This window comes from Halomonas sabkhae, from assembly GCF_030409265.1.
GTDB lineage: Bacteria > Pseudomonadota > Gammaproteobacteria > Pseudomonadales > Halomonadaceae > Halomonas > Halomonas halmophila.
Window position 1 is genome coordinate 253,670 of sequence record NZ_JAUFPM010000001.1, and the last position, 16,435, is coordinate 270,104.

The following is a 16,435-nucleotide window of genomic DNA, read 5'->3' on the forward strand; positions in this document are numbered from 1 at the left end:
ATACGGGATCGCCACCATGACCCACAATCAACGCCCGGAACCTGTGTCCCTGCGATGCCATTTCGCTACAATGGCGCGCTTTCTTGTTTCCCCAATGGAACGCATTCGCCATGTGTCATCGTTATCGTCTGGTCATTTCCTGTCCGGATCAGCTGGGTATTGTGGCCCGGGTATCGAGTTTCATTACCGGGCATGGTGGTTCGATCACCGAAGCCAGTCAGCACTCCGATCTGGAGACAGGGCGCTTTTTCATGCGTTACGAGATTCGTGCCGATTCGCTCGGCATGACGGCCGACAGCATGCGCGATGCCTTCCTGCCCATTGCGCGGGAATTCGACATGCACTGGGCGCTGACGGACACTCGCCAGCGGCGTCGACTGGTGTTGATGGTCTCGCGCGAAAGCCATTGTCTGGTCGACCTGCTGTACCGTTGGACCACCGGTGAGCTCGATTGCGATATCGCGGCCGTGATCTCCAATCATGATGACCTGCGCAGCCTGGTCGAATGGCACGCGATACCCTTTCATCATGTTCCCGTGAAGGCGCAGGACAAGGCGCCGGCCTTTGCCGAGATCGAAGGGCTGGTCGAGGCGGCGCAGGCTGACTGCGTGGTGCTGGCCCGTTACATGCAGATCCTGCCGCCGGCCATCTGCCAACGCTATGCCGGCCGGGTGATCAACATCCACCATAGTTTCCTGCCGTCCTTTGCCGGCGCCAAGCCTTACCACCAGGCCCATGAGCGCGGCGTCAAGCTGATCGGTGCGACCTGCCATTATGTCACCGAGGAGCTGGATGCCGGACCGATCATCGAGCAGGGGGTACATCGCGTCAGTCACTGTCACACACCCTCGGACCTGGTGCGCTTCGGGCGTGACGTGGAAAAGGCTGTGCTGGCCCGCGGCGTGCGCTGGCATCTCGAGGACCGGGTCCTGATGCATGGCAACAAGACGGTTGTCTTTGCCTGAGCACCGCTTCTCTAGAGAGGCAGCGGCAATTGCTGGCGCGCCTGTTCGGGGACCAAACGGGCGCCGACACCCAGCAGGCGCACGGGGCGGTGCGCCCGTGCCCAGGCCTGTTCGAGCAGTTGCGCGAAGCTCTCCGGCGTCACCGCCATGCCACGACTCTCCATGGTGGTGATGCTGAAATCATCGAAGCGCACCTTGACGAAAATGCCCGACAACGGGGGTTGGCCATGGCCGTCGATGCGCTGGGTCAGTCGCTCGCATAATGGCAGGAGTGCCTGGTGGGCGCTGTCCAGGTCGGGCAGGTCCTGGCCGAAGGTGGTCTCGACACTGATCGACTTGCGTTCGCGCTCGGTGCGTACCGGTCGCTCGTCGATGCCCCGCGACAGTTCGAACAGCCGCCTGCCGAACTTGCCGAATTCGTCGAGCAGTTTCTCGAAGGGCTGCTGGCGCAGGTCGGTGCAGGTCGCGATCCCCAGGGCGTCCAGTCGCGCCGCCGTGGCGGGCCCGACACCATGCAGCTTGTTGACCGGCAGGCGCGCGATGAAGTCATCGACCCTGTCGGGGGCAATGACGGTGAGGCCATCGGGCTTTTCCCAGTCACTGGCAATCTTGGCCAGGAACTTCGAGGGGGCGGCGCCGACCGAGACGGTAATGCCGGTGCGTGCCATGCACTCCTGCTTGAGCCACTGGGCCATCCAGGTGGCGCTGCCCTGGAAGGCCTCGACGGCGCTGACATCCAGATAGGCTTCATCCAGGGAGAGGGGCTCGACCAGGGGAGTCAGCTCGTGAAAGATGGCCTGGATATCCCGCGAGACCGCGCGATACTTGTCGAAATTGCCGGGCATCAGGGTCAGGTCCGGGCAGAGTTTCAAGGCGCGAGCGGTGGGCATGGCCGAGTGAATGCCATAGGTGCGGGCCGGGTAATTGCAGGTGGCAATCACCCCGCGCCGCTCGCGCGAACCACCGATCGCCAGCGGAATGTCGCGCAGCGCGGGGTCGTCGCGCATTTCGACGGCCGCATAGAAACAGTCGCAGTCGGCATGCAGAATCTTGCGCAAGGCCGCCTTACCCCTTCATGCGCTGGGCCCGGAACGATACGGGCGGATGCGGTTCAATCCGGGGGCATCAGTTCAGTGCCTGGCCATTGCCGCCACGGATCACTCCCACGCCGATGCCCTCGATCTCCAGTTCCTGATGGCGCAGATCGACTTCGATGGGGGCGAAATCGGCATTCTCGGCTTCCAGCGTGACATGATGGCCCTGACGGTGGAAGCGCTTGACCGTGACCTCATCCTCGAGGCGGGCCACCACGATCTGCCCATCGCGGATGCGGTCGGTGCGATGGACCGCCAGGAGATCCCCCTCGAGGATGCCGATGTCCTGCATGGACAAGCCGCGTACCCGAAGCAGGTAATCGGCCCGCGGCGTGAAGAACTCGGCGGGCAGGGGGCAGTAGCGGTCGATGTGCTCGGTGGCCAGGACGGGGCTGCCGGCGGCCACTTCACCGATGATCGGCAGCCCCTGGGAGCTCTCGGCTTCGTTCGAGGACTCGGCCGTGAGGGGGGCGGCTTCCTGTGCCGGTAGCCGGATGCCCCGGGAAGTGCCGCGAATCACACGGATCACGCCCTTGCGCTCGAGGGCACGCAGGTGCTCCTCGGCGGCATTCGGCGAGCGAAACCCCAGGGCTCGCGAGATTTCGGCCCTTGTCGGCGGATAGCCCAGTTCATTCATGGTCTTGACGATGAAGTCGAAGACATTCTGCTGGCGAGGCGTGAGGGAGCGAGTCATGCGACCTCCGGTTCATGGACCTGGGTATGGTGCCGATCATGGCTGTCGGGAAACACTGTGCCGGCGTCTGTGCGGGCAGCTGGCCGAGTGGTTCAGTGTCTCCTCCTAGTGGTCAAGTATACAGCATGATTATCCATCCAGTAAAAGTGTGCCGCGATTGACGGGCAAAACGTGATGTTTCAAACAGTTGACAGAAGGCTGAATTGAGCCACTGTGATGCATGACGTACACTGCAGACAATTCAAACAATTGTTTCCAACCCGGACTCGACTCATGGCCCAACCGGACACCGTCACGCGCATCCTGGATACCGCCGAGGTGCTGTTCGCCGAGCGAGGGTTCGCCGAGACCTCGCTACGCCATATCACCAGCAAGGCCAAGGTCAATCTGGCTGCCGTCAACTATCACTTCGGCTCCAAGAAGTCGTTGATCCAGGCGGTCTTCGCCCGCTATCTGGATCCCTTCACGCTGCGCTTTCATGCCGCCCTGGATGAACTCGAAGCGCAGCATCGCCACGATGACAGCATCATTCCGCTCGAGGAGCTCCTCGAGACCATGGCCCGTACCGTGCTCGAGGTGCCGGCCGAGCGAAACAGTCTGAAGGTCTTCATGCGGCTCCTGGGGCTGGCGTACAGCCAGGCTCAGGGCCATCTGCGTCGCTATATCCAGGAAGAATACGGCAGTGTCTTCCGCCGCTTCACGGAACTGGTCAGGCGTGCCACGCCCGAGCTGCCGGATGCCGAGCGTTTCTGGCGCCTGCACTTCGTGCTGGGCACGGTGATCTTCACGCTTTCCGGGCTCGATGCGTTGCGCGATATCGCCGAGCAGGACTATCAGGAACATGTCTCGGTGCGCGACCTGATACGGCGGCTGCGTCCCGTCGTGGTCTCGGCCATGCAGGCGCCATTGCCGGAACTGCCGGCTCAGGAGGCCGGCTGATGCGAACCCCGCGCCTGCCGTCACTGCCGCCCGAGGCCGAGGCCTGGGTGGAGATCGATGTTGACGCCCAGCAGCTGACCCTCCACCAGGGCAGAGAGGCGCTCTGGTCCTGCGCGGTGTCCACCGGGGCCGCCGGCACCGGAGAGCTCGATGGCAGTGGTGCCACCCCCTTGGGCTGGCACTATGTCCGTGCGGCCATCGGGGAGGGCAATCCGTGCGGGACGGTCTATCGGGGGCGACGCCCGACCGGCGAGGTGTTCGATGAGCAGCTGGCCGCCGCGCATCCCGAGCGTGACTGGATCCTGACCCGCATCCTCTGGCTGTGCGGACTGGAGCCGGGCCGCAACCGGGGTGGCCGGGTCGATTCCCAGCGGCGTTATATCTACCTGCACGGCACGCCGAGTGACCAGCCCATGGGCGTGCCGGCGTCCCACGGCTGTGTGCGACTGCGTGACCCCGATCTGCTGGCCGTCTTTCGTCATGCCGTGCCCGGAACGCCGGTCTGGTTGCATTGAGAGCGGCGCTATAGAGCACCGCCGAGCGCGAAAATCGGCAGATACATGGCCACGACCAGGCCACCGACCATCACCCCCAGGATGACGATGACCAGCGGCTCGAGCAGCGAGGTCAGGACATCGACCCGCTCGTCGACTTCGCTCTCGTGGTGTTCGGCCACCCGTTCCAGCATCTGGTCGAGCGTGCCGGAGGCCTCACCGATGGCCACCATCTGCAGGGCCATGGCCGGGAAGCGCCCCGCACGCCGCATCGACAGCTCCAGCGACTGGCCGTCCAGGACGTCGTGACGGACCTGCTCCACCGCCTGTTCGAAGACCCGGTTGCCGCTGGCGCCCGCCGCACTCTTCAGGCCTTCCACCAGCGGCACACCGGCCCCGGTGGTGGTCGCCAGGGTACGGCAGAATCTCGCCACGCAGGAGGCACGCAGCATCTCTCCCAGCACCGGCAGGCGCAGGGCCAGGCCCTGGAGTCGCAAGGCCAGGCGGTGCGAGCGTTGCTGGCCCCAGTACGCCAGCAGCGGCAGGCCAAGCCCCAGCAGCACGCCCCACAGCCAGTATGCCTGTGCCGCCTCGGACAGGCGCAATGCCAGCCGGGTCAGGGCCGGCAGTTCGGCCCCGAAATCGTGGAACAGCGTCTCGAAGCGCGGCACGACCTTGACCAGCAGCAGGGCGGCCACAGCGACACCGGTGATCAAAACCACGGCGGGGTACCATAGCGCCTTGCGCACCCTGGCCTGGAGCCGCTCCGCTTTCTCCTTGTGGAGGGCGATGCGTTCCAGCATGCGTTCCAGTGTGCCGGACTGTTCGCCCGCCGCCACCAGGTGCACGAAGAGCCCGCCGAAGTGCCGTGGATGCTGCCGCAGGGCCTCGGCAACGCTGGCGCCCTGGGACACGGCCTTGCTCAGGGACTGGACCAGAAGTCGCATGGCCGGCTTGTCGACGCCCTCCGCAATGACGTTGAAGCCCTGGAGGACAGGCACGCCGGCGCGCAGCAGGGTCGCCATCTGACGCGCCAGAAGGGTGATGTCGCGGCTCTTGATGCGCCCCGACCCTGCTGTCAGGCGTCGGCCTGGCTGGATACGCCGCACCAGGATGCGTTGCTCGGCCAGCTGCTGGACGACGTCGTCGCGTCGCACGGCGAAGCTTTCGCCACGCACGCGCTTGCCATGCCGGTCAAGGCCGCTCCATTGCCAGCGTCGCGGTCTGCTGGCCTCGGATCCGGGCTGTGCTCTGGCCATGTGACCTCCGTCGGGGATATGGCATAGCGCAACGGGCCGTCAGTTGTGGCCGGTGACGCGGTGGACTTCGGCGAGACTGGTCAACCCCTGCAGGACCTTGTCGATGCCGTTCTGGCGCAGGCTCGGGTAGCCGCTGTCACGAGCCTGCTGCTCGAGATCCGAGGCCTTGCCGCGGCGCAGAATGCGTTCACGCATGGCGGCGTCGATGGGCACCACCTCATACAGCCCGATGCGCCCCCGGAAGCCCTGGATGCACTCATGGCAACCGACCGGCTCATGGAGGGTCGGCGCCTGCTGCGGGTCGATATCGGGGCCCATCGCCTCCAGGCTGGCGGCGTCCGGACGGACTGCCCGCTTGCAGTGGTCGCACAGGCGACGAGCGAGGCGCTGCGCGATGATCAGGCTGACCGAACTGGCCACATTGAAGGGCGCAATGCCCATGTCGGCCAGCCGGGCCAGGGTCTGCGCCGCCGAGTTGGTGTGCAGGGTGGACAGCACCAGGTGGCCGGTCTGTGCGGCCTTGACGGCGATCTCCGCGGTTTCGCGGTCGCGGATCTCGCCGACCATCACCACATCCGGATCCTGACGCAGGAAGGCGCGCAGCGTGCTGGCGAAGTCCAGCCCGATGCGCGGCAGCACATTGACCTGGTTGATGCCTTCCAGTTTGATCTCCACCGGGTCCTCGGCGGTACAGATGTTGCGGCTGATCTCGTTGAGCTGGCGCAGGCCGGTGTACAGCGTGACCGTCTTGCCGCTGCCGGTGGGGCCGGTCACCAGAATCATGCCCTGAGGGTTGTCCAGCGCCTGAGCATAGAGCGCCTGTTGCGCCGCATTGAGCCCCAGCTGGTCCAGGTCCCAGAGGGCGGTCGCCGGGTCGAGCAGGCGCAGCACCACCTTCTCGCCATGCACGGTTGGCAGGGTGTTGACGCGGAAGTCCACGGCATCCCCATGCCGGGGGCGCCACTTGATGGCGCCATCCTGCGGCAAGCGGCGCTCCGAGATATCCAGCCGGGCCATGACCTTGAGTCGCGCCGCCAGCCGGGCCCGCAGCGCGCAGGGCGGATGGGCCTGATCGTGCAGCCGGCCGTCGATGCGCAGGCGAATGCGCAGCTGGTCCGCATAGGGTTCGAAGTGAATATCCGAGGCGCCCTGCTTGATGGCGTCCTGCAGGATGCTGTCGACGAAGGCCACCAGCGGCCCGTCCGTCTCGGTGGCATCGGCGGCGTCAGATGCGTCCTCGGTAGCGTACTCGGCCGGGGATGAGGCAATGCGTGCCATGGCCGACGGCGTGTCGCGGCGTGCCGCCAGATAGCGGTGCAGGCAGGTCCGCAGCTGATCCCCGGAGGCGAGCACGCCCTCGATGGCGAGGCCGGTAGCGAATCTCAGTTCATCGAGTTCGGCCAGCAGCCCCGGATGGCCGATGGCCACCCCCAGTCGCTTGTCATCGCGGTACAGCGGCAGGGCTTCCAGCCGACGCAGAAGTTCGACGGAATGATCATCGAGGGCGGGCAGGGTCATGACATCCGTATCGTTCAGATCGGTCACCGGCAGGTCATAGGCCCGGCCGGCTGCCTCCACGGCCTGACGGGGCGTGACGGCGGCGACGTCGACGACATGGCTGAGCAGCGAGCGGCCCGCCTGGCGGGCCTGTTGCTCGAGCTGACGGGCCGTCTCGAGGTCCAGCAGGCCGTCGTCGACCAGGTGGCACGCCAGGCCACTCAGCCGCGAGCGGTCGTGATCAGGCCCGTCGTCCCCGGGGGATGCATCATGCGCCATGCGTCTGTCCCTATCCATGGGTTCATGGCGGAGTCTAGTCACGCGGGCCATCGCCGGCCCTGAGTCTTTTGCTGAGCACTGGCGACGACTTTACCCACGCCAGCCCGGGAAATCTCGTCGGCTCGGTGTCGGGGAATCGGCCTTGTGAGCGTCTGAAGGCACTGCCTAGTTTCAGGTCAGGGCACGCCACACGGAGAGGTGCACCATGCAGAGAATGACAATCACAATCAGGAACACGTCAGTGCTCACGGGGGAGGATGCCGGCCATGTCGCACGGCTTCAGTTGGCAGGTTGCAAGGCGCTGGAACTCCCGCCGGGCAGGCGGGCGGGCGCATTATCAACCACGCGGGGCAGCCCGCGGCAGCAGGCCGGGTTTACCCTGATCGAGCTGCTGATCGTGGTGGCTATCATCGGCATTCTCGCCGCCGTGGCGGTACCGCAGTATCAGGATTACACCGAACGCGCCGAGCATAGCGCGGCCATTTCGGAACTGAGTGCCGCCAAGCTCAGCGTGTCCATGAACCTCTCCGAAGGCCGGGATGATCCCTGTGCGGACGTAGGCTGGGGCTGCTCCGTCAACGGCGATGGCGGCGGCACCATCGAGAACACTCAGGACAGCAATGACTCCGGTTCCGGCAATACGCATCCCAATGCCGTCCTGACCTGGGATACCACAGCCGGTGATGGCATCACCTGGGAAACCACCAGCTGGGATGACTGAGCCCGGTGCTTCATTCCCCGTTGAGCGTCGCGATCAGCCGCCGAGCGCCTCCCTGATCGCGATGCTCGCCCAGCCAGATGCCCTGCCAGGTGCCCAGCGCCAGCCGGCCATGCCGCACCGCCAGTGTCAGCTGGGTGCCCAGAAGGCTGGCGGCGATATGAGCCGGCATGTCATCCGGCCCTTCCATGGTGTGCCGAAAGTAGGGCAGGTCACCGGGAATGCGGTCACGCAGGAAGGCATCCAGGTCATGACACACATCCGGGTCGGCGTTCTCGTTGAGGGTCAGCGAGGCCGAGGTGTGCAGCAACTGTAGATGCAGCAGGCCCACCCGCAGTTCGCCCAGGCGCGGCAACGCCTCGCTGACCTCGTCGCTGATCAGATGAAAGCCTCGGGAACGAGGGGCCAGTCGCAGTTCCTGCTGGTGCCACATGTCGTGTGTCCTGATGGTGAATACGACGCTCAGCCTACCCCATGGACGAACCGCACAACACCGGTTCAGGGGCTCTGGCTGGCGCTATCTTCCTCAAGCAGGGCGTCCTCGAAGTAGTCGTTGATACGTTCATGGCTGCGGGCGTACCACTCGTCATCCTTGGTCAACGCATGTTCGGCGTTCAAGGGGTGAGTGGGAATGTGCAGCCGCATGTCGACGCCCGTGTCCGGGTGGTTGGCGACCTGGAGGGTGGCCGAGCGGCGCGAGGGGCCATAGGGAATGAGCTCGGCCAGCGCCGTCTGGCGCTCGGCCGAGGTGGCGAAGTCGATGAACTCCCGCGCCTGTTGTGACTGTTCGGCACCCCGCGGCACGGTCCAGACTTCGTGCTCCTGAACCTGCCCATCCCAGAGGATCTCGATGGGCAGGTCCTGGTTGACCATGGCATCGAAAAAGCGGCCATTGAAGCCGGAGGCCATGACGACCTTGTCCTCGGCGAGCAGTTTCACCGGGGTATCGCCGGCTTCCCACCAGTGCAGGTTATCGAGGTCGTCGAGGCGCTTGAAGGCGAGTGATAGTCCGCGTCGCGTGCTCAGGAGACGATAGATTTCCTCCTCGGGAACGCCATAGGACAGCAGCGCCCACTCCAGGTTGACCGCGGGGCCGCGCTGCAGGGCCCGCGGCCCCGGAAAGTTCTGTTGATCGAAGAGGTCGGAGATCTCGGTGGGGCGCTGCCCGGGAAACGCATCCCGACGGTACGCCACCACGGTGGCGAACACCGAATGCGTGATGGAACAGCGGTTGAGGGCGCCGGTGATGAAGTCGCGCTGGGCCGGGCGGCCCTGGGGCGAGGGCGAGAGAATGTCCGCCGACAGGGGCTCCAGCAGGTTGTCGGCGCATGCGGTCTTGGCCTCGCTGCGGCTCATGTCGATCAGGTCCCAGGGCGTGCGGCCGGCGTCGATGGCCTCGCGCAGCTCTGTCAGGCCGCCATTGTAGCGATGCACGCGCACTTCAATGCCCGTTTCTCGGGTGAACGGCTCGAACAGTGCGCGGCGCTGGGCGCGTTCATAGGCGCCGCCCCAGGTCAGGACATCCAGTGTCGCCTCACCCTGCGCTGCGGCCGTCTCCTCGCCTGCGGCCAGCGGCGACATCCCGGTGAGCGCGGCGAGCAACAGCCCGCATGCCGTGTTACGCCAGCTTGCGCCGGCCTGTCGCTCAGCCCGTACCATGCTCCTCCCGTCGCAGATCTTCACTGTGTTTCAGGTAGGCGCGGGCAATGCTCGACTCGTATACCACGCCGAGGAAAGCATCGCCCGCCTTGTCATCAACGACCGCGATGGCCTCGCCGGTTACATCCTGGACATGGTGCATGGCATCCCAGACCGACGCCTCGGGGCTGAGCACCGGGCGCGGGGTACGCTGACAGCTCCTGACCCGGTGGTGGCCGTGTCCCTTGCCGCGCATGACCTCGAGATCGGCCAGGGTAACGCTGCCGCGATAGCGCTGCCTGTCGTCCACCAGGTAGGCTTCGCCATGCCCGCCTTCGCCGAGTCGGGTGACCGCTTCCTGCACGCTGTCGTTCGGGTTCAGGATCACGCATTCCTGGCTGACCAGGCTCTTGAGGCGGGCATTCTGCAACAGCGCCCGGCCGCGCCCGGCAGACAGGTCGAGCCCGCGTCGGGCGAGTTGAATGTCGAACAGCGAGCGACCGAAGAGTTGAGCCGCGATGGGGCTCGCCAGGGTGACGCTGGCCAGGGCCGCCGTGGTCAGCACATAGCTGCCGGTCAGCTCGAAGACGATCAGCAGGGTGGTCAAGGGCGCACCGATCACCGGTGCGGTGACCGCCACCATGCCGCAGACCGCATAGAACACGAAGGTCTCGCCGGCCATGCCCAGCTGGGTGACCAGGGTGCCGCAGAGGGCGCCGAACAGTGTGCCGATCACCAGTGCTGGGCTGAATACGCCGCCGCCGAACCCCATGCCGATGCACATGGCGGTGGCCGCCAGCTTGAGCACCAGCACGATGACCAGGTCGAGGCTGCTGAAGGCGCCCTGAATGGTGGCGAAGCGCAGGGTTTCCTGTCCCATGCCGAGGATGTCCGGGACCCAGAGCGCGACGAGCCCCAGAGCCGCCCCGGCGATCGCCGGGCGCAGCGAGGGCACCACAGGCAGCTTCGCCGCCCAGCGACCCACGGCCAGGATGGCATGCATGTAGCCGCCGGCTACCAGCGCCCCGAGGCCGCCGATGACGATGAAGGCGGCGAACTCCCAGGGCCGCGGGACGGCGGTGTCGGTGACATGGAAGAGGGCCCCCTGGGAGAGCACGTTGGTGGCAATCACATGGCCGACGATGGCGGCTGCGGCGACGGGCGCGAAGGCGCGCAGCGCGTAGTGACGCAGCACCACTTCATGGGCGAAGACGATGCCGGCCAGGGGCGCGTGGAAGGCCGTGGCAATGGCGGCTGCGACACCGCAGGCAATGGTGACATTGTCGTCGGAGCGTCCCATGCGCAGCAGCCTGGCGGCCAGCGACCCGAGGCTGGCGCCCATGTGCACCAGGGGGCCGTATTGCCCCACCGAGGCACCGGAGCCCAGCGAGACCAGCCCCGACAGCGCCGACAGCAGACCGGCCCGCGGCGGCAGACGACCGCGCCGCGTCTGTACCGCGGCAATCAGGTCGGCCGGTGTGTGGGGGCGGCGCTCACGAATGGCGCGATGCAGCTGTCCCACCACCAGGCCGCCCAGGGCCGGCACGGCGACCGTGGCCAGGGCCAGCGCCTCGGGATGGGCGAACATCATGCGGCCGCGGGGGGAGATCAGCAGCAGGTCATTGAGCCAGATAACCGCACTGACAAAGCCCACCGCGGCCAGCGCCGCCAGGCCACCGATAACGGCGCCCAGCAACACCAGCCCCAGAAAACGCAGCATGCCCCGGGCACCATTGGGGGAGTGTGCGTCGGAGGCGGGAGAGCTGTAGGGGATATCCTGTCCGGTTGTCGTTGAGGTCGGCTGATCCTTGTCGGCTGCCACTGGGCGTCATCCCTGATCGTACGTGGTCGATGCGTCCCGGCTGGCGTGCGTCACTTCACGAACCGGGATACCTCCCTCATGTGTAGGGGGAAAGTTTGGCCGGAGCAAGTCGCGTGCGGCCTTCATCGGGCCGGTGAAGGCGGCCGTGCGGAGTACCGGCCGGTCCGTCACAGGTCCGGCATGCTGGGGCTGGTGGCATGTCTTCGCGCATTGCGCACAGGCGTTGAAACAGGGTGAGTCGGGGCATGACCTACATGGTGTGCCAGGTATCGCTGGGCGGTGTTGCCAGCGTCTCGGCAATGAGGTCCAGGCCACGTGTCAGGCTCTCCCGACTGGCCGGTGGACCCAGGCACAGGCGCAGCGCCTGGGGGGCCGGTTCGCTGCCCGTGCAGAAGGGCTCCGGCGTCGAGACGCGCACCCCGCGTTCCGCCAGCATGGCCTGGACCCGGCCGCTGCGTTGCCCGGCCGGCAGCGGCAACCAGACCAGTGACGAGCCTTGGCGGCATTGTGGAGCCTGCGCCGCCAGCCGCTCGAGTGCCAGCTGCCGGCGCTCGGCCAGCTCGTCGACTTGCCATCGCAGCAGGGACTGGCTGGCCGGATCCTCCACCCACTGGCAGCTCGCTTCCGCCATCAGGGGCGGCACCATCCAGCTTTGGGAGCGCAGGGCCGCGCAGAGGCGTTCCTGCAATGCTTGCGGTACGCTGAGCGTGCCGATGCGCAGTCCCCCGGCCAGCACCTTGGAGGTGCTGAAGATGTGGAGGGTGCGCTCGGGTGCCAGGTCCACCAGCGGAGTCCCGCGCTCGCTTTCGGGCAGGTACTGGACGGCATCCTCGACGAGCCAGAAATCGTGCTCGCGGGCCAGCTCGCCCAGACGTCGGCGGCGCTCCTCGGACAGTTGCGCCCCGGTGGGATTGTTGAGATCCGGCATGCAGTAGAGCAGCCGCGGTGGCTGCCGCGCGCACAAGCGGGCGAGTGCCTCGGTGTCCATGCCATCGGCATCCATTGGGATGGCCAGTTGCCGTAAATGCGCCTGCTGGGCGGCGCAGACGAACCCCGGATAGGTCAGGGCCTCGGCGGCCACCAGTTCGCCGGGTTGCACCAGGGTACGCAGGGCCAGATGAATGCCGTGCTGGCCACCCTGGGTGATCAACAGTCGCTGCGGGTCCGCGGGCAGTCCGAGACGCCCCTGCCAGGCCGCCATCCTGGCCCGCTGAGATGCATTGCCGGCTTCGTGCTGGTATTCGGTGGCCGCCTGTATCGCCTCGGGGCAGGCGGTGATCCGCTCCAGGGCATGCTGCAATCCCTGGGCCCGCAGTGGATGAGGCGGCGGAAAGCTCATGCTCATGTCGATGACGCCCTCATCCACCGTTCGGGTAGCACGAAACGAAGTCCTGGCATGCCGCGGTGGGCAGACATAGGTGCCACTGCCGACACGGGACTCGACCCAGCCCTGGTGTTGAGCCTCGGCATAGGCGCGGGTGACAGTACCGATGGTCACGCCGAGCTGATCGGCCAGGCGCCGTTGCGGGGGCAGGCGTTCGCCGGGTGCCAGTTCACCACGGGTGATGGCCTCGGCCATGGCCTCGGCGATGCGCCGATAGCGTGGCCCCTTGTCGCCGAGTCGGGGTGTCCAGATTGTCATGGTGACAATAAAACCTTTGACGCCAATTTTGTACTCATTATGCTCAAGAATACGGCTAGTGCAATCGCAATTCTCCAATATTGTATGGGTGCAATTTTATGAGCTCGCTGGCATACTTGGGGCCCGTGACCCTGTTCATGATCTCGATGACCATCACGCCCGGACCCAACAATGTGATGTTGACCGCCTCCGGCGCCAACTACGGCTTCCGGCGAACCCTGCCGCATCTGCTGGGCATTATGGGAGGATGCTTCGTGCTCTTTGCGGCGATTGCTCTGGGGCTGGGTATCGTCTTCGAGCGTTATCCGCTGGTGCAGACATCGCTGCAGGTGGTCGGCAGCCTCTATCTGCTGTACCTGGCCTGGAAGATCGCCACCGCGCCGCCGCCCGAGTTCGGCGATGCCGAGGGGCGTCCTCTCGACTTCTGGCAGGCGGCGGCCTTTCAATTCGCCAACCCCAAGGCCTGGGTGATGGGGCTGACGCTGATGGCGAGTTTCCTGCCGGAAGGAGGTAATACCGTCGTCAATGCCTTCCTGCTGGCCGGCTTCGCCGAACTGGTGGCGCTGCCCTGCATATCCCTGTGGGCCGGCTTCGGCATGGCCATCGGCCGCTGGCTCAAGGGGCCGCGCTCATGGCGCGTCTTCAACGGCACCATGGGCGCGCTCACCGCGGCCTGCGTGTTCTTCATCCTCGGTTGACGGAGGGATCATCATTTTCCACCTGCCTCTCGTCCGTCTCGATGCCCATTCGCCTCATGTCGCCAGCCTGGCAGGCTGGACCCATGTCGCATGGGGCCACCTGAACCCCGGTCGCGATCTCGCCGCCACCATCGAGCAGTTGCGTGCCGACTGCGGCCCGGCCGGTGTGCCCTCGGTGTTTGCTGCCATGAGTGGTGAGCGGCCGGTGGGCATGGCGAGCCTGGTCGTCGACGACATGAGTGATCGGCGCGACCTGACGCCCTGGCTGGCCTCGGTCTTTGTATTGCCCGAGTGGCGCGGCCATGGCATCGCCTCGCGGCTGGTGCGTCGCGTCGAAGAGGAGGCCGAGGCCCACGGCGTTGGTCGTTGCTATCTCTATACGCCGGACCAGCAGTCACTCTACCGTCGGCTGGGCTGGCAGGACGTCGAGGAACGTGAGTACCGTGGCGAGGTAGTGACCATCATGCAGCGCGATCTGCAGCCCCGGGACTGATCGATGCACTGGTGGACATTGCGTTGTGTCGACGTGGTGGTCCGCCATCGATCGAATTCAGATATCCGGGCCTGTTGATCCCGGGAGGGTTTGGCGTGTCCCGTCTTGTTGTTTTGCCCACCAGCCGTGCCGGCTGGGGGCTGTTGATCGCCTTCGTCGCCGTGGTGGCGGCCGGCATCTGGCCGGTCATCGGCTGGGTGAACCGCGCCGTGCTGGTGTTGGGCCTGCCGCTGCTGGTGGTGTGGAGCTATGTGGTGATCTTCGCCTGCTTCGCCGTCATGCTGATCGCCAATCGTGTCCTCGATCGTCAGCAGGGCGAACGCGAGGAGGGGGATCATGACTAGCCCCTGGCCGCTGCTCATCACCCTGGTCTATGTCGCCATTGCCATGTTCATCGGCCTGCGCGCGCGGGGCGGGCGGCGCATGAACAGCCTCGAGGAGTGGGGCCTGGCCGGGCGCAGCATGGGCCCGGTAACGCTCTACCTGCTGATCGCCGCCGGCAGCGTCAGCGCCTACACCTTCATGGGCGCGCCGGGCTGGGCCTACTCGAAGGGCGTGCCGGTATTCTATGTAGCCGTCTATCTCGCCTACCTGGCGCTGGTGGCCTGGTACGTCGGCCCCAAGGTGTGGCAGTTCGGCGAGCGCTTCGGCCATGTGACCCAGGCCAGCGCCATCACCGATCGCTACCAGAGCCCATTGCTCGGTGCACTCGCCGCCCTGGTCATGTCGATCGGCTCGATCGCCTACGCTGTGCTGCAGACCATCGGCGCCGCCTACATCCTCAACGTGATGAGCGGCGGGGCGATTCCGGTATGGCTGGGCGTGCCGCTGGTGCTGGCCTGCATCGCCGTCTACCTGTTCGTCAGTGGCCAACGCGCCATCGGCCGGACCAACGCCTTCCAGGGCGTGTTGATGCTGGTGGTGGCCTGGGCCGTGGGCCTCTGGTCACTGCATAGTGCCACCGACGGGCTCGATGTCGGTGCATTGTTCACGCGACTCCAGGCCGAGCATGGCGAGTTCCTGACCCTGCCCGGCGCCGGCGGTGACATGAGTTTCAGCTTCTGGACGACTTCCGTCATCGTCTCGATGTTCTCCTTCATGCCGCCGGTGTGGACCCAGTGGATGAGCGCCTCCTCGGCGCGCACCATCCGGCGCAGTGCCACCTGGCTGCCGACCTACTACGTGGTGATCCTGCCGATGGTAGTGGTGGGCTTCATCGGCATCTTCGCGCTGCCCGACCTGGCCCGCGCCGACACCGTGGTGCTGGAGTACGCCATGCAGCATCTGCCGGTCGTGCTGGTCGGGCTGCTCGGCGCCGGCACCCTGGCCGCTTCGATGTCCTCCAGCGAACCGTTTATCCACTCGGTGGCGCTCTCCTGGAGCCGGGACGTGCTGCAGCCGCTGTTTGGCCTCTCCGACGCCTTCACCGGAAAGCTGGCGCGCTGGATGATCCTGCCGCTAATGGCGCTGGTTATCGCTCCGCTGGCGATCGCCGAGCCGGGAAGCCTGGTGATGATCCTGCTGGTCGGGCTGGGCTTCGCCACCCAGGTGATGCCAGCCTTCATCGGCATGTTCCTGTGGCCGCGCGCCTCCATGCTGGGCGTGCTGGCGGGCATCGTGGCGGGATTTCTGGTCACGGTGGCCTTTACCACGCTGTGGAAGCACCCATTGGGCATTCACGCCGGCTTCTGGGGCCTGATGATCAACCTGCCGCTGTTCGTGGCGGTGTCACTCGCCACCAGGCCGGCGCCATGTGAGGTGGTCGAGCGTTTCTTCCGTATCGCCGCTCCGCATGGTCTGACGCGGCTCGGCGACGGAAACGTTCAGCATCCCAGCGACTGTCTGCAGCAATAAATCATCGACTCCCACCGGGCGGGGCGCTCTGAACCCCGCCCATTCTCGCATGGTATTTGTAGAACCGGTGTCAGGTACTGACGCGTCAAGATAGCGGTTGTTAATACCGGTAGGTCAGGTGGTCTAAGAATGTCTGGGTGGAGTTTCTTAACATCGCTTATGGTGTCAGTTAAGCGATTTTCTCACTGGCTAGTGTTGGTTGTTAAGGAACAAGTATGAAATCGCGATCCGGCTCGTGAAAAACTACTAAAACAGGATGATAATTCAGTGGTTCTGTGTGATATTTTTCAAGCTTGATAAAAATTATCTGCCCGTGAAAGCGGGGCGACCCAGCCTGGTTGTATCTCAC

At 65.6% G+C, this 16,435-nt stretch carries 16 protein-coding genes; 8 read left to right on the plus strand and 8 right to left on the minus strand.

What is annotated here, in order from left to right:
* Window positions 1–110: 110 nt before the first annotated feature.
* Entirely contained in the window at window positions 111–965 is an 855-nt protein-coding gene (gene purU / locus QWY79_RS01120; protein WP_290269043.1) for a formyltetrahydrofolate deformylase, read from the plus strand.
* A gap of 11 nt (window positions 966–976) precedes the next feature.
* Here purU and dinB read toward each other — a convergent pair whose 3' ends face one another.
* Together dinB and lexA are read right to left on the minus strand one after the other, a co-directional pair.
* Window positions 977–2,023, minus strand: a complete 1,047-nt coding sequence (gene dinB / locus QWY79_RS01125) for a DNA polymerase IV (RefSeq protein ID WP_141318247.1) — start codon at window positions 2,021–2,023, stop codon at window positions 977–979.
* A 67-nt stretch (window positions 2,024–2,090) separates the two neighbouring features.
* Window positions 2,091–2,753, minus strand: coding sequence for a transcriptional repressor LexA (gene lexA / locus QWY79_RS01130; RefSeq protein WP_290269047.1), 663 nt, complete (start codon window positions 2,751–2,753; stop codon window positions 2,091–2,093).
* 273 nt (window positions 2,754–3,026) lie between these two features.
* On the opposite strand from lexA, the gene QWY79_RS01135 reads away from it, so the two are divergent.
* The gene (locus QWY79_RS01135) at window positions 3,027–3,692 is read left to right on the plus strand and encodes a TetR/AcrR family transcriptional regulator (RefSeq protein WP_141318251.1); all 666 of its coding nucleotides are present in this window, start codon (window positions 3,027–3,029) and stop codon (window positions 3,690–3,692) included.
* Window positions 3,692–4,207, plus strand: coding sequence for a L,D-transpeptidase (locus QWY79_RS01140; protein ID WP_290269050.1), 516 nt, complete (start codon window positions 3,692–3,694; stop codon window positions 4,205–4,207). Before QWY79_RS01135 ends, QWY79_RS01140 begins: the two co-directional genes overlap by 1 nt.
* An 8-nt stretch (window positions 4,208–4,215) precedes the next feature.
* Here the strand turns inward: QWY79_RS01140 and QWY79_RS01145 are convergent, their stop codons facing one another.
* Both QWY79_RS01145 and pilB read right to left on the minus strand, forming a co-directional pair.
* Entirely contained in the window at window positions 4,216–5,445 is a 1,230-nt protein-coding gene (locus tag QWY79_RS01145) for a type II secretion system F family protein (RefSeq protein ID WP_290269052.1), read from the minus strand.
* 39 nt (window positions 5,446–5,484) lie between these two features.
* A complete protein-coding gene (gene pilB / locus QWY79_RS01150; protein WP_290269054.1) occupies window positions 5,485–7,221 on the minus strand; it encodes a type IV-A pilus assembly ATPase PilB in 1,737 nt (578 codons plus the stop codon).
* Window positions 7,222–7,462: 241 nt separating this feature from the next.
* On the opposite strand from pilB, the gene QWY79_RS01155 reads away from it, so the two are divergent.
* The gene (locus tag QWY79_RS01155; RefSeq protein ID WP_435389740.1) at window positions 7,463–7,942 is read left to right on the plus strand and encodes a pilin; all 480 of its coding nucleotides are present in this window, start codon (window positions 7,463–7,465) and stop codon (window positions 7,940–7,942) included.
* Window positions 7,943–7,952: 10 nt separating this feature from the next.
* Here the strand turns inward: QWY79_RS01155 and QWY79_RS01160 are convergent, their stop codons facing one another.
* The 4 genes from QWY79_RS01160 to QWY79_RS01175 form a co-directional block, all read right to left on the minus strand.
* The gene (locus QWY79_RS01160; RefSeq protein WP_290269056.1) at window positions 7,953–8,372 is read right to left on the minus strand and encodes a secondary thiamine-phosphate synthase enzyme YjbQ; all 420 of its coding nucleotides are present in this window, start codon (window positions 8,370–8,372) and stop codon (window positions 7,953–7,955) included.
* A gap of 65 nt (window positions 8,373–8,437) precedes the next feature.
* The gene (locus QWY79_RS01165) at window positions 8,438–9,598 is read right to left on the minus strand and encodes an extracellular solute-binding protein (RefSeq protein ID WP_290269058.1); all 1,161 of its coding nucleotides are present in this window, start codon (window positions 9,596–9,598) and stop codon (window positions 8,438–8,440) included.
* Window positions 9,585–11,399 carry a chloride channel protein gene (locus QWY79_RS01170; RefSeq protein ID WP_290269059.1) on the minus strand — a complete coding sequence of 605 codons (1,815 nt, stop codon included), beginning with the start codon at window positions 11,397–11,399 and terminating at the stop codon, window positions 9,585–9,587. Before QWY79_RS01170 ends, QWY79_RS01165 begins: the two co-directional genes overlap by 14 nt.
* 250 nt (window positions 11,400–11,649) lie before the next feature.
* Window positions 11,650–13,041, minus strand: coding sequence for an aminotransferase-like domain-containing protein (locus QWY79_RS01175; RefSeq protein WP_290269061.1), 1,392 nt, complete (start codon window positions 13,039–13,041; stop codon window positions 11,650–11,652).
* Between the two features lie 98 nt (window positions 13,042–13,139).
* On the opposite strand from QWY79_RS01175, the gene QWY79_RS01180 reads away from it, so the two are divergent.
* The 4 genes from QWY79_RS01180 (at window position 13,140) to QWY79_RS01195 (ending at window position 16,086) form a co-directional block, all read left to right on the plus strand.
* Window positions 13,140–13,739, plus strand: coding sequence for a LysE family translocator (locus QWY79_RS01180; protein ID WP_290269063.1), 600 nt, complete (start codon window positions 13,140–13,142; stop codon window positions 13,737–13,739).
* A gap of 175 nt (window positions 13,740–13,914) precedes the next feature.
* Window positions 13,915–14,232 (plus strand): GNAT family N-acetyltransferase, encoded by a 318-nt coding sequence (locus tag QWY79_RS01185; RefSeq protein ID WP_494337333.1) that lies wholly within the window; start codon window positions 13,915–13,917, stop codon window positions 14,230–14,232.
* 95 nt (window positions 14,233–14,327) lie between these two features.
* Complete coding sequence (locus tag QWY79_RS01190) at window positions 14,328–14,576, plus strand: hypothetical protein (RefSeq protein WP_290269065.1); 249 nt, start codon at window positions 14,328–14,330, stop codon at window positions 14,574–14,576.
* Window positions 14,569–16,086, plus strand: coding sequence for a sodium:solute symporter family protein (locus QWY79_RS01195; protein WP_290269066.1), 1,518 nt, complete (start codon window positions 14,569–14,571; stop codon window positions 16,084–16,086). Before QWY79_RS01190 ends, QWY79_RS01195 begins: the two co-directional genes overlap by 8 nt.
* The last annotated feature ends 349 nt before the right edge of the window (window positions 16,087–16,435 follow it).

Coding starts and splice junctions, on each gene's coding strand:
- QWY79_RS01175 (WP_290269061.1), bottom strand. CDS start 13,041: ATGACAATCTGGACACCCCGACTCGGCGACAAGGGGCCACGCTATCGG.
- QWY79_RS01195 (WP_290269066.1), top strand. CDS start 14,569: ATGACTAGCCCCTGGCCGCTGCTCATCACCCTGGTCTATGTCGCCATT.
- purU (WP_290269043.1), top strand. CDS start 111: ATGTGTCATCGTTATCGTCTGGTCATTTCCTGTCCGGATCAGCTGGGT.
- QWY79_RS01180 (WP_290269063.1), top strand. CDS start 13,140: ATGAGCTCGCTGGCATACTTGGGGCCCGTGACCCTGTTCATGATCTCG.
- QWY79_RS01160 (WP_290269056.1), bottom strand. CDS start 8,372: ATGTGGCACCAGCAGGAACTGCGACTGGCCCCTCGTTCCCGAGGCTTT.
- QWY79_RS01165 (WP_290269058.1), bottom strand. CDS start 9,598: ATGGTACGGGCTGAGCGACAGGCCGGCGCAAGCTGGCGTAACACGGCA.
- QWY79_RS01135 (WP_141318251.1), top strand. CDS start 3,027: ATGGCCCAACCGGACACCGTCACGCGCATCCTGGATACCGCCGAGGTG.
- lexA (WP_290269047.1), bottom strand. CDS start 2,753: ATGACTCGCTCCCTCACGCCTCGCCAGCAGAATGTCTTCGACTTCATC.
- QWY79_RS01145 (WP_290269052.1), bottom strand. CDS start 5,445: ATGGCCAGAGCACAGCCCGGATCCGAGGCCAGCAGACCGCGACGCTGG.
- pilB (WP_290269054.1), bottom strand. CDS start 7,221: ATGGCGCATGATGCATCCCCCGGGGACGACGGGCCTGATCACGACCGC.
- QWY79_RS01140 (WP_290269050.1), top strand. CDS start 3,692: ATGCGAACCCCGCGCCTGCCGTCACTGCCGCCCGAGGCCGAGGCCTGG.